This window comes from Salegentibacter haimaensis (assembly GCF_054121495.1).
Genome location: NZ_JBSYGH010000006.1, coordinates 94079 through 106504, shown reverse-complemented (window position 1 = coordinate 106504; position 12426 = coordinate 94079). Strand labels below are relative to the sequence as shown.

10 protein-coding genes are annotated in these 12426 nt (G+C 42.3%); 2 read left to right on the top strand and 8 right to left on the bottom strand.

Features of this window, described 5'->3' with window-relative positions:
• Nucleotides 1-12: 12 nt before the first annotated feature.
• The 6 genes from ACW6QP_RS07675 to ACW6QP_RS07650 form a co-directional block, all read right to left on the bottom strand.
• On the bottom strand, nucleotides 13-2937 hold the full coding sequence (locus ACW6QP_RS07675) for a glycoside hydrolase family 3 N-terminal domain-containing protein (protein ID WP_457910277.1): 2925 nt from the start codon (nucleotides 2935-2937) through the stop codon (nucleotides 13-15).
• On the bottom strand, nucleotides 2937-3422 hold the full coding sequence (locus ACW6QP_RS07670) for an ABC transporter ATPase (protein WP_457910276.1): 486 nt from the start codon (nucleotides 3420-3422) through the stop codon (nucleotides 2937-2939). Before ACW6QP_RS07670 ends, ACW6QP_RS07675 begins: the two co-directional genes overlap by 1 nt.
• Nucleotides 3423-3500: 78 nt before the next feature.
• Nucleotides 3501-4292, bottom strand: a complete 792-nt coding sequence (locus ACW6QP_RS07665) for a (Fe-S)-binding protein (protein WP_457910275.1) — start codon at nucleotides 4290-4292, stop codon at nucleotides 3501-3503.
• A gap of 23 nt (nucleotides 4293-4315) precedes the next feature.
• Nucleotides 4316-5659 carry a 4Fe-4S dicluster domain-containing protein gene (locus ACW6QP_RS07660; RefSeq protein ID WP_457910274.1) on the bottom strand — a complete coding sequence of 448 codons (1344 nt, stop codon included), beginning with the start codon at nucleotides 5657-5659 and terminating at the stop codon, nucleotides 4316-4318.
• 6 nt (nucleotides 5660-5665) lie between these two features.
• Nucleotides 5666-6616 carry an MlaD family protein gene (locus ACW6QP_RS07655; RefSeq protein ID WP_457910273.1) on the bottom strand — a complete coding sequence of 317 codons (951 nt, stop codon included), beginning with the start codon at nucleotides 6614-6616 and terminating at the stop codon, nucleotides 5666-5668.
• Nucleotides 6617-6671: 55 nt separating this feature from the next.
• Nucleotides 6672-7790: an N-acetylmuramoyl-L-alanine amidase family protein gene (locus tag ACW6QP_RS07650; RefSeq protein ID WP_457910272.1), complete on the bottom strand. Its 1119-nt coding sequence runs from the start codon at nucleotides 7788-7790 to the stop codon at nucleotides 6672-6674.
• 137 nt (nucleotides 7791-7927) lie between these two features.
• On the opposite strand from ACW6QP_RS07650, the gene ACW6QP_RS07645 reads away from it, so the two are divergent.
• Both ACW6QP_RS07645 and ACW6QP_RS07640 read left to right on the top strand, forming a co-directional pair.
• Nucleotides 7928-10636: a putative LPS assembly protein LptD gene (locus tag ACW6QP_RS07645; RefSeq protein WP_457910271.1), complete on the top strand. Its 2709-nt coding sequence runs from the start codon at nucleotides 7928-7930 to the stop codon at nucleotides 10634-10636.
• Between the two features lie 11 nt (nucleotides 10637-10647).
• Complete coding sequence (locus tag ACW6QP_RS07640) at nucleotides 10648-11031, top strand: RidA family protein (protein ID WP_457910270.1); 384 nt, start codon at nucleotides 10648-10650, stop codon at nucleotides 11029-11031.
• Here the strand turns inward: ACW6QP_RS07640 and ACW6QP_RS07635 are convergent.
• Nucleotides 11028-11396 (bottom strand): methylglyoxal synthase, encoded by a 369-nt coding sequence (locus tag ACW6QP_RS07635; protein ID WP_457910269.1) that lies wholly within the window; start codon nucleotides 11394-11396, stop codon nucleotides 11028-11030. The two genes, ACW6QP_RS07640 and ACW6QP_RS07635, sit on opposite strands and share 4 nt — an antisense overlap.
• Nucleotides 11396-12382: a 6-phosphofructokinase gene (gene pfkA / locus ACW6QP_RS07630; protein ID WP_457910268.1), complete on the bottom strand. Its 987-nt coding sequence runs from the start codon at nucleotides 12380-12382 to the stop codon at nucleotides 11396-11398. The genes ACW6QP_RS07635 and pfkA overlap by 1 nt, the downstream gene beginning before the upstream one ends.
• Between the last annotated feature and the right edge of the window lie 44 nt (nucleotides 12383-12426).

Below are 12426 nucleotides of genomic sequence, written 5' to 3'. Positions count from 1 at the left end.
TTTTGGAAGCCTTTAAAAATCTATGGCATCATAGATCACTTCCTGAATTTTGGAACGTATATCGTTAGAGATAAGCTTTCGGTTATTTGAATCGGGATACGTTCTGTTAGACAAAAATACGTATACTATTTCTTCTACCGGGTCTGCCCAGGCGAAAGTTCCGGTAAAGCCGGTATGGCCAAAGCTTTCCAGCGGTACACAGCCACAGGTAGGCCCAGATCGTCCTAATTGAGGTTTATCAAATCCAACCCCGCGGCGCACATTCGCATCGCAGTAATAACAGGTGTTGAATTTATTAACGGTTTCAGAATTAAGAAAAGTATCCCCGCCATACGATCCCAAATTCATATACATAAACATGATTTTAGCCACATCGTTAGCGGTGCTGAACAAACCGGCGTGACCTCCAATTCCTCCCTGCATAGCGGCTCCCTGGTCGTGTACAAAGCCGTGTACCCTTTGCCTGCGCCATAATTTATCTTCTTCGGTAGGCACAATTTGTTCGGGTTTAAATTTGGTAAGCGGAATAAAACCCGTATAATTCGCTCCTAAAGCTTTGTAAAAGCGTTCCTGGGTTAAATTATGCAAACTGGTACCGTAATAGGCTTCGAGATAATATTTTAAAATATAAAACGGGAGATCGCTGTATTTATAGCCTTGTTGCCGCTCCAGGCTGCTATCCCGAATACTTTCGAGAATTAGTTGATCTACATCATTTCTAATAAACATATTTGATGCCACCTGTGAACCGAATTCAGCCGAAGGTACGGTGCGGTAAAATTCTTCTGAAAGCCGGTTGGTACCGGGTTGCAGCGTAGAAACATAAAATGGCAACCAGGCTTTTAACCGGGCATAATGCATCAACATATCCTGCACACTAATATTCGCCTTATTCGAATTGCGGAAAAATGGCATCATCTCTCCCAGTTTGGTATCTAAGCTTATAATGCCTTCCTCTTCCTGTTGCATTACCAGGGGCAGAGTTGCCAGAATTTTGGTAAGTGATGCCAGATCATAAACCGAAGTATCGCTTACCGCAATTTCCTCATCGTAGGTATGATACCCATAATTCTTCTGAAAAACCACCTTCCCTTTTCTCGCGACCAGCACCTGGGCACCGGGAGTCATTTTTTGAGCAATTGCCTGCTCTACTATTTCATCTATTTTTTTTAGTTTATTCCCATTCAGGCCTACATTCCCCGGAAGACCATAAGCCAGACGGTCAATTTTTCTGGTCGTATAACCGGTACCCACAGGAAAATCATCACCGATACTCACCGGTAATTTACCTTTAGCCTCCAATGCGCCAAAAATAACCTGCGCCAGTTTTTCCTGCGCCATCTTATGGTTTTGATAGCCTACCAGGATTCCCTCAAAATGCCTGGCCCCGGCAAGTTCCATCAAGGCATAAGGCCGGGTAAACAGGGCCAGGATAGTATTGTTTTTTCTGCCAATTTCGTGAAGCCATTCTATTTCTCTTTCTGAAAATCTATAGCCCGCCCAGGGATTGATATCGGGTTTATGAAAACCTAAAATCACAAGGTCATAGGCCTCTAGTCTCTGCTGAAGTTCAGCCAAATCTGTAGCACTAACCCAATCGACTTTTGAATATTTTCGAAGCTGGGCCAGAAAAGGGCTGCCATCGGCATCGCCAAAATTAACATAGGCGATTTTCTTTCTATCAAGATTTTTAACGGGGACTACAGCTTTGTTGTTTTTTAAGAGCGTAATTGCGTTTTCAAAAAGATTCTCCAGCAATAAACTATCTCGAACGCTATTAAGTTCTTCATAAATATAGGCAGGTTTCACAGGTTCATAGTTATGAAGTCCTGCTTTATATTTGGCAAATAAAATCTTCTTAACCGATTCTTCCAGTCTCCCGGGAGGAACCTTTCCCGCAAGGTATTCCTGTTCGATTTTCGCGATCGCTTCCGGAATTTCGTGAGACATCAACAGCACATTGTTCCCGGCCAAAAAAGCCCTTAACTCCTTCTCGCCCGGCGGTAAATTCGCAGCGGTGATGCCCTTCATATTCATCGCATCGGTAAAAATAAGCCCCGAAAAACCCAAATCATTTTTTAAAACTCCCGAAACGATATTCCGGGATAAGGTGGAAGGAATATTATTCTGAGGTTCCAGCGAAGGCACATTTAAATGGGCTACCATTACCCCGGGCAGGTCTTCGGCGATTAATTGGGTATAAGGGTATAACTCGGTGGTTCTAATTCTTTCTTCCGAAAAATTTATCGTAGGCAGGGTTTTGTGAGAATCCTGGCTGGTATCGCCATGTCCAGGAAAATGCTTTGCCACAGCCATTACTCCTTCCTTTTGCATTCCGCGTAAAAAGGCTAAAGATTTTTGGGTGACATTCTCCCGGTCTTCCCCGAAGGAGCGATTTCCGATAATTGGGTTTAGAGGGTTGGTATTGATATCTACCACCGGGGCAAAATTTATATGCACTCCCATTCTACGGCTGTGCCTGGAAATCGCAGCACCGGCCTGTTCTATAAGTTTATCATCTTCAATAGCGCCAAGGCTCATATTCCACGGAAGAGCAAAAGTAGAATCCAGTCGCATAGAAAGCCCCCATTCGGCATCCATCGCGACTAATAATGGTAAACGCGAAATTTCCTGGAATTCATTCTGTATTTTGATTTGTCTCCCGGGTCCTCCTTTTGAGAAAATAAGACCTCCTATCTTATGCTCTTTAATTAACTTTCGGGCTTTGTCGAGTTGCGCTTCCGAAGCATTCGAAAACACATCAATCATAAATAACTGCCCAATTTTTTCCTTTAAACTAAGGCTGTTATATACGCTATCTACCCAGTTTTTTTGAGCATAAATATCATCGGCCAAAAGCGGATTGGCCTTTTGCGCAAAACCACCCGGGCAAGCCAGAGTGAGCAGAAAAAAAATAAGAGTAGCCCTGAGTATCATTAGCTCAAAAAGCGGTTGTGCCAGCTTTCAGAGGCAGGAACCTCCCAATCTGAAAGGTATTCGGCTTTATTATTCACCAGATTATTAAAAACAATGGTATTGGGAGAAACCGATTTATTTTTGGCCATTTTTCGAAAATCGGTAAGCGGTTTATAGGCCACAAATTCTCCCTGCTTGAAGGAAACATTCATGCGATCCAAAAGATCAACATTGTACTTTTTTTCCAGTTGCTGAATGAAGTGTACCGAAGCGTCTATTGAACAACCTGAAGCAGCATTCACTTCCTGATCAAGCCCTATAACGATAAAACGCTTATACCTGATTTCAAAGCCGGCTTTTAGGCTGGCGCCGTGAGCAGTCCATTGAGTTAAAAACTCATTGAGGTAAGAATTTATTTCCTGAAGTTCATCTTCGGTAAATGAGCGGTTGCTTTGATAAATCCACACGCGAGATTCTTCCGGAAGCTCCTGAAATGGTACTAACATGAAGTAGGTTTTTTAAGAATTGTACAAATCTAAACGATAATACGACTGCTTCAAAAATAGTACCGTGATTTAACTTTTTTATAAGTCTTGCGCGTTGGCGATAAGCTCGGCAATATCCATCACCGCGATGCTGTCTTCCTTTTCTTTATTCTTAACCCCATCGGTCATCATGGTATTACAAAAAGGACAGCCGGCAGCGATTACTTCGGGTTTCACCTCCATAGCCTGCTCGGTGCGTTCTATGTTAACATCTTTATTACCCGGTTCTGGCTCCTTGAACATCTGCCCTCCCCCGGCTCCGCAACAAAGCCCGTTTTGTTTGCATTTCCGCATCTCTACCAACTCAACTTCAAGTTTTCTAAGCAAGTCGCGCGGAGCTTCATATTCGCCATTTCCACGACCTAAATAGCAAGGATCGTGAAAGGTAATTCGTTTTCCTTTATATTGTCCACCTTCAACCTTTAACCGACCTTCATTTAAAAGTGCCTTTAAAAACTGGGTGTGGTGCATTACTTCGTAATTTCCGCCCAGGGCAGGATATTCATTTTTAATGGTGTTAAAACAATGCGGGCAGGCGGTCACTACCTTTTTGATTTCATAGCCATTTAAAACTTCAATATTGGTAGCAGCCTGCATCTGGAAAAGAAATTCATTTCCGGCGCGTTTTGCAGGATCTCCGGTACAGCCTTCTTCGGTTCCTAAAACCGCGAAATCTACTCCGGCATTATGTAATAATTTTACAAAGGCTTTGGTGATTTTTTTGGCCCTATCATCAAAACTTCCGGCGCAACCCACCCAAAATAAAACTTCGGGTTGTTTGCCTTCGGCCATATATTCGGCCATTGTAGGTACCTTAATTGCTTCAGCCATAATAGTATTTTCTTCTGAAATTCTTAATTATTTTCCTTTGCCCAGTTTAATCGGTCCATTTGGTTATAGGGCCAGGGGGCAGCATTGTTTTCAATATTGCTAAGAGCGATACTCAATTCCTGAGGTACAGCGCTTTGTTCCATTACCAGATATCGGCGCATATCCAAAATTATCGACAGGGGATCAATTCCAATCGGGCAGGCTTCCACACAGGCATTACAGGTGGTACAGGCCCAAAGTTCTTCCTTTAAAATATAGTCATCCAGCAGTTGTTTCCCGTCATCCTCAAACTTTCCTTTTTCATTTATTATAGCGCCAACTTCTTCAACACGGTCGCGGGTATCCATCATAATTTTTCGGGGAGATAGTTTCTTTCCGGTAATATTGGCCGGGCATTCTGCAGTACACCTACCACATTCGGTACAGGTATAGGCGTTGAGCAATTGCACCTGGTTAAGGTCAAAAATATCTGAAGCACCAAATTTTTCTGGTTCAGCTTCGGCTTCATCTTCGGCAGGTGCAGCAAAAGGATCGGCATCGGGATCCATCATAAGCTTAACCTCTTTGGTTACGGCTTCCAGGTTATCCATTTCTCCTTTCGGCTGTAGTTTCGAGAAATATACATTAGGAAATGCCAGCAAGATATGCAGGTGTTTGGAATAGTAAAGATAATTGAGGAAAAATAAAATTCCGAGTATATGCAACCACCAGGCTGTACGTTCAAGAATTACCAGGCCAGAAACACTTAGGCCATCTATAAGCGGGAGCAACATCTGGCTAATGGGAAAAGAACCAACAACCCCTGTTTCGTGATAATAGCCCGGGTGTTGTAATAATTGCAATTGGTAGTCGGCTGCATTCATAAAAAGAAATAACAGCATTAAAACCATTTCGAAATAAAGGATATAATTGGCATCGTTTTTAGGCCATCCTTTTAATTCGCGGCTTAAAAACCTGTAGATATTTGAAATATTACGACGGGTCCAAAAGAGAATAACTCCAACAAGAACCAATAAAGCTAAAACTTCAAAAGTGCCAATTAAAACGTTGTAGGCAGGGCCCATAAAAGAAAGCACTCTATGTGTGCCAAAAAGCCCGTCTATGATAATTTCAAGAACTTCGATATTGATTACAATAAAACCAAGGTATACGATAATATGAAGCAACCCGGCAAAAGGTCTTTTTACCATTTTGCTTTGGCCCAAAGCGATTCTGGCCATTATAGAGAAGCGTTCCTCCGGCCTGTCTGTTCGGTCTATTTTTCTGCCCAGTTTTATGTTACGAATAAGGCGTCTTACATTCCTGGCGAAAAAACCTATCCCGGCTACCAGGGCCAGGAAAAAAAGAATCTGGGTAATGATTTGCATTTTGGCTTATTTTAGAGAATCCTTCGGCTCGACATAAGGTCCCGGACTTTTTCCGAAAACTGAAAAATGCACGTATCGCTTTGGATTCAATTTAATATCCTGAAGTAGTTGTTCCAACTGCCTTGTAGCCCTGTCGAGGTTATCGTAAACCCCATCATCATTCAGCAGTTTTCCTGCTGTACCCTCTCCGCTACTCAATTTATTGGAAACCTGCTCGAAGTCGGCAATCACTTTTTCAATATCGGCAGTGATCCCTGAAATATTCATATTGCTAAGCGTATCTGAAAACCTATTGAAATTGGTAGACATTTCATCAAGATTGGTGAAAGTTCTATCGAGTTTCCCTGAATTTCCTTTTACTATGCCCTCCAGCTCATAAGCGGTACCCTTAAACGATCTCATGGTTTCCCCAAGATCATTAAAGGTGTTTTTTATATTATTTCGGGTGGTATCGTTCATGATATCGTTGAGAGCAGTAAGAAGCGAATCGGCACTTACTATGGTGGCTTCTACCTTAGCCTGCAGTGGGGTAAGCTTATCATTAACCAGTTCCATAATACCTTCTTCGATATCACTGGGCAGGGTATCTCCAGATTTTGCCATTTGAGATTGATCATATTCGGGAATCACAGCCAGGGATTTTCCACCAATTATTCCTCCACCATAAATTTTGGCCAAGCTATTTCGGGAAAACTGGAAATCGTTCTCAACTGTAAAGGTCACCAGGAGAGTACCCTTTTCATCTAAAAAATTGATATCGGTTACCTGGCCAACTTTTAAGCCGTTAATAGTCACCGAAGATGATGGCGACAAACCTTCAACATCATTATAAACTGCGTGAAAACTGCGGCTGGAGTCCAGCAAATTCTTTCCCTTGAGAAAGCTATAACCAAAAATAAGCATTAGGATTGCAACTATGGCAAGGATGGCGGTTTTAACCTCTTTAGTGAATTTCAATACTGGTTGATTTAGTGTACGTACAAATTTAGAAAATAAAAATAGAAAAGTGCCCTTAATTGCTGGCTGAATTTAACGCGTCATTAACGCTGAGCTTGCGCCCGTCCTTAAATGCTACAATAAAACTGGAAGGATACCCCTGTTGCTTCACCTGATTATGCATTTGCTGAATTTCGGTATAATTAGAGGTGGCTCCATAATAGTATTTGAACAAACTTCCTTCCTTTTCCCGAACTACATTCCTGAGCCCCTTGAAATTATAGGGCTGGGTCTCCAGTTTTTTAGCCCCGGCGGCCAGTTGAATTTTAAAAGTAATTCCCGGGTAATTTTTGCCCGGCTTAGAGGTTACGGGACCTGAAACTTCAGGAGTAGTTCCGGCAATACTCTCCAAATTGTTTAAATTAATACTTTCAGCATATTTCTCGATGGCCTGCACTATGGCTGCAGCCATTTTGTTTTGCCCGGTAGCACTATTTAAATAAGCTCCTTCATGCTTATTGGTTAAAAAGCCGGTCTCTATCAAAACGCTCGGCATTACCGCGTTACGAAGTACCAAAAATCCTGCCTGTTTTACGCCCCTGTTTTGGCGATTTAACTGGTTGGTAAAATTCTTCTGAACAAAATCGGCCAGAAGAACGCTTTGATTAAGGTATTCCTCCTGCATTAATGCCATACCTATATAAGATTCAGGAGAATTGGGATCGAAGCCATCATAGGTTACCTCATAATCTTCCTCCATATAGATTACCGAATTTTCTCGTTTGGCCACCTCAAAATTATCCTGTGAGCGGTGAAGCCCCAGCACAAAAGTTTCGGTACCATAGGCCTGTGAGTTATGAGCATTACAATGCACCGAAACAAACAAATCGGCGCGGGCATCGTTCGCAATTCGGGCACGCTGATTTAATTCTACAAAAACATCATTTTTTCTGGTATAGATCACCTCTACATCTCCCCGCCTTTCCAGGGCCTGCCCCACCTTTAAAACGATATTCAGGGCAATATCCTTTTCTTTAAATCCGTTACCCATATTACCCGGGTCTTTCCCTCCATGACCGGCATCAAGCACCACCACAAATCTATCGCGCGGAGGGATCTCGGCAGCTATAGCAGGTTGAAATACAATCAGGGAAATGACAAACAAATAAATTATGCGGAAGTTTTTCTTTCTCATAAATAGCTAACGAAGGCTTTGGGGTGAATATTTTAATTGCGATTTTTCCTTTGAAGGCAAAACATAGCTGAAAAAATATATGTAATTTTGAATTTGCAAAAAGCAAGCCACTCTGTACAAAAATACCACTTAAAGCATTGCAAACAAATATAGCCAAGATACTTTTTTGCAGTATTTTCTTTCTGCTGGCCCCTTTGCTTATAAGGGCTCAGGAACCACAAACAGAAGGAGGTATTAGAATAGACAGAGAACCCGACAGCCTGTTACTTCCGGCGATAGATACAATACCACTCGCACCTACCACGGTTCAGGATACTATAGTGCAGGATACAGTGAGACTTACTCCAAGATATATAACCGGCGAAGTAAAATACAAGGCGAAAGACTATATGCGCCTTAGCCGTAAGGAGAATCGAATGTATCTCTATAATGAAGCCGAAATTGTTTACGAAGATATGATCATTACCGCCGGAATGATCGTTATAGACAACGAGAAAAATGAGGTCTATGCCTTCGGAATTCCCGATTCTACCGGAGCCTACTCCCAGCGCCCGGTTTTCACCCAGGGACAAAAAACCGTAGAGCCAGATTCGCTGCGTTTTAATTTTAAGTCTGAACGTGCACTGATCTATAATTCAAGAACTCAGGAGGCCTCATTTAATGTTAGAGGTGAAGTTGCAAAGCGTGAGAACGACTCGGTCTATTTTATGCAGAATGTTCGCTTTACAACTTCTGAAAATGTTGATGACCCTGAATATTATTTTTATGCCCGCCGCATAAAATTTGTACCCGATAAAAAGATTGTCACTGGCCTTGTTAATATGTATATCGCCGATGTTCCTACGCCCATAGGTTTGCCTTTTGGATATTTCCCAATGACCGAGAAGGAAACTTCAGGGTTTGTACCGCCTAGTTTTGGAGACAGCCAGCGGGGCTATTTCTTACAAAATGGGGGCTATTATTTCGCGATAAGCCAATATGCCGATCTACTGGTTTTGGGCGATTATTATACCAACGGCAGTTATGCGATGCGACTGGAAAGCAATTATGCTAAAAGATACCGCTTCAGGGGAAATTTTAGTTTTAGGTATGAGAATTTATTTGAAAGCGAAAGAGGTTTCCCCGATTTTTCTGAAAGCTCGGTATATAATATTAGGTGGAATCACAACCAGGACGCCAAAGCCAACCCGAATTCAAGATTTTCAGCTTCAGTAAACCTGGGAAGTAGTACTTACTATCAGGAATCGGTGAACCAATCTAATACGGCTAACTTTTTGAATAATACGCTGAGCTCTTCGGTTTCCTATTCAAAAACTTTTCCCGGCGAGCCACAATTTAACCTAAACCTGGTAGCCAGGCATTCCCAAAATACCAGAACTCAGACCATCAATATGAGTTTGCCTACCGTTCAGGCCAGTATGTCGCGAATTTTTCCATTTGCGCCTAAAAGCGGTGCTAAGAAAGGTTTTATTGAAAATATTAACTTCCAGTATAACTTCAGAGCAGAAAATCAAATTCAAACCACCGATTCCCTGTTCTTTAAACCACAAATGTTCGAAGATGCCAATGTAGGCGCACAGCACACTATTCCTATTGCGACCAACTTTAAACTGTTTCAGCATTTAAGTGTTACCACCAGTGCCAATTACAATGAAACCTGGACCTTGCGTACTTTCGAGAGGTCTTTTGATCGCGAACTCAACCGGGAAGTTATAGATACCCTGAACAACTTTGACGCTTACCGAACCTATAATTTCAGCACCAATATCGGGACCACCTTATACGGGACCAAAACATTTGGTAAAGACAAAAAGATCCAGGCGATTAGACACGTGATGCGGCCCAATATTAGTTACAATATCAATCCCGGCTTTGATCAATATTACGATACTTACGAAAGAATTAATCCCGCCAACCCTATGGAAACCAATATGGTTGATTATTCCAGGTTTACGGGAACGCTTTACGGGGCACCGGGAAGAAATTTCTCCAGTTCTATTGGCCTTAGCGTAACAAATCAATTAGAAGCCAAAGTGCGATCTAAAGACAGTACTGCGACCGAGCCCGAGAAGCGAATTTTGCTCAATAACGTGAGTATAAGCACGGCCTACAACCTGGCCGGGGATTCTCTAAGGTTATCTCCTATCGCCTTAAGGGGAACTATACCCGTTATAAAACAAAAGTTAGATCTAAACGTCGCCGCTAACCTGGATCCTTATGCTTTAGATAATAACAATCGGCGAATTGACCGGTTGAATATTGCCAATGGCGGAAGCCTATTCAGGTTTACCAACGCCAATGTTAGTTTCAATTATTCGCTTTCTAGCAAGGATTTTGAAGATGGCGGGCAGGAAGAAGACCCTCTTGATAATGAAAGCTTAAGAAATGGTGGTCGCCCTGATGATCTCTTCGGAAGAAATACAGATTTAGACGGAAGACTTTACGACGAGGAAGAAGATCCTTTTGAGGATGAGACCCGAGACCGCACTCCGTCAGATTGGTTTAATTACAAAATTCCGTGGGATTTGCGCCTTTCGTATACGATGACCTATGCCAACCAACGCCGGCAAAGTGAGATCACCTCACACTCTATAATGTTTTCCGGAGATGTGGAATTATCTCCAAAATGGATGGTAGGTGCCTCTTCGGGATTTGATATGAAAGAATTGGGCTTTACCTTTACACAACTGCGATTTCAGCGGGATCTCGATAGCTGGCGAATGACTTTCTCCTGGGTTCCCTTTAGTGAAAGAGCTTCCTGGAATTTCTTTATCGGAATTAAATCGGCTATCTTAAGCGATATTAAATATGACAAACGCCGCGAACCAGACCGCCGTTTGAGATAAACTATAGAACTATGAAAAAAATAATCAAAACCAGTAATGCGCCGGCGCCTATTGGGCCTTATAACCAGGCTGTTTTCGCCGGAAATATGCTATTCATCTCAGGGCAAATCGCGCTTAATCCACAAACCGGAGACCTGGAAACCGATGACCTTGAAAAAGAGACCAACCGGGTTATGGAGAATTTAAAAGCAATTTTATTCGAAGCCGGATTAAATTTTAATCACGTCATAAAAACCTCCATTTTCATTAGTGACATGAATAACTTCGGAAAAATTAATGAAATCTACGCTCGTTACTTTGAAGCCGAAACGGCTCCCGCCCGCGAAACTGTAGAAGTTGCGAATTTACCCAAGTTCGTAAATGTGGAAATTAGCGCAATTGCACTAAGGGCTTAAATTCCCTGGATCAACAATTTAGCTGAAGCCGGGTTGGTTGCCAGCGGTATATTGTGAACATCACAAATTCGCATCAACATAAAAATATCGGGTTCGTGCGGATGTTTATCCATAGGATCTCTAAAGAATATCACCATTTGCACCTTGCCTTCAGCCACCTTGGCTGCGATTTGTGCATCTCCTCCAACCGGACCCGATAACAGCTTTTTTACCGAAAAGCCGGCCTGTTCGGTTTTGGCGCCGGTGGTACCTGTGGCGATAATATTAATTTCCTTCGATTTTAGTATTTCCCGGTTTTCGTTCAGGAATTGAACCATCTCGGCTTTTTTGCCGTCGTGAGCGATCACAGCTATTGTTTTTTTCATCAGGTAGAAAGTATGTCTGAAATTCTTAATAATTCTTTATTGATCTCGGGTTTGGTTTTTAAGGCTTTTTCGAGATTACAGGCGGTGATTTTGTTCTCGAGCATCCCAACCATTACATTCTCCTGCCCGTCGAGCAACAATTCTACGGCTTTCACGCATAATCTGCTGGCCAGTACTCTATCAAAGCAGGTAGGATTTCCACCTCGTTGTATATGTCCTAACACCGTAACTTTCGCATCATAATAAGGTAAATTCTCCTTCACGTATGCTGCGAGTTCAAATACATTTTTTCCAATTTTATCTCCTTCAGAAACAATAACTATACTGGAGGTTTTACCAGATCTACGGCTTCTTTCCAAAGATTGTAGAAGTCTGTCCAGGCCAAGATCTTCTTCAGGAATTAGAATTTCTTCGGCACCGGCTCCTATCCCACTATTCAAGGCGATAAAACCGGCATCCCTCCCCATAACTTCAACAAAAAACAAGCGGTTATGAGAACTTGCGGTATCCCGTATTTTATCAACAGCTTCGATAACTGTGTTCAAGGCTGTATCGTAGCCGATAGTATAATCGGTTCCAAAAATATCGTTATCTATGGTGCCGGGTACTCCTATAACCGGAATATTATGCTCTACCGAAAATACCTGGCCGCCTCTAAAAGTCCCGTCTCCCCCAATGAGGACCATAGCATCTACCTCATTTCTTTTTAGATTTTCAGCAGCTTTCTTTCTGCCTTCTTCAGATAGAAATTCTTTGGAACGAGCCGATTTTAATATGGTTCCTCCAAGATTGATGATGTTTCTTACACTTCTTGCATTGAGACTCACCGTTTCTCCTTCTATCATCCCCTGATACCCGCGATAAAAACCCACACATTCTACATGATAATAAGCACAGGCTCTAACTACAGCTCGAATAGCAGCGTTCATTCCGGGAGAATCACCACCCGAGGTCATAACGCCAATGCGTTTAATACGTCTTTTCATAGCAATTGGTTGATTGAAGATTCTAATCTAAGAATATATCTTTA

Coding starts and splice junctions, on each gene's coding strand:
- ACW6QP_RS07640 (WP_457910270.1), top strand. CDS start 10,648: ATGAAAAAAATAATCAAAACCAGTAATGCGCCGGCGCCTATTGGGCCT.
- ACW6QP_RS07670 (WP_457910276.1), bottom strand. CDS start 3,422: ATGTTAGTACCATTTCAGGAGCTTCCGGAAGAATCTCGCGTGTGGATT.
- ACW6QP_RS07665 (WP_457910275.1), bottom strand. CDS start 4,292: ATGGCTGAAGCAATTAAGGTACCTACAATGGCCGAATATATGGCCGAA.
- ACW6QP_RS07660 (WP_457910274.1), bottom strand. CDS start 5,659: ATGCAAATCATTACCCAGATTCTTTTTTTCCTGGCCCTGGTAGCCGGG.
- ACW6QP_RS07635 (WP_457910269.1), bottom strand. CDS start 11,396: ATGAAAAAAACAATAGCTGTGATCGCTCACGACGGCAAAAAAGCCGAG.
- ACW6QP_RS07650 (WP_457910272.1), bottom strand. CDS start 7,790: ATGAGAAAGAAAAACTTCCGCATAATTTATTTGTTTGTCATTTCCCTG.
- pfkA (WP_457910268.1), bottom strand. CDS start 12,382: ATGAAAAGACGTATTAAACGCATTGGCGTTATGACCTCGGGTGGTGAT.
- ACW6QP_RS07675 (WP_457910277.1), bottom strand. CDS start 2,937: ATGATACTCAGGGCTACTCTTATTTTTTTTCTGCTCACTCTGGCTTGC.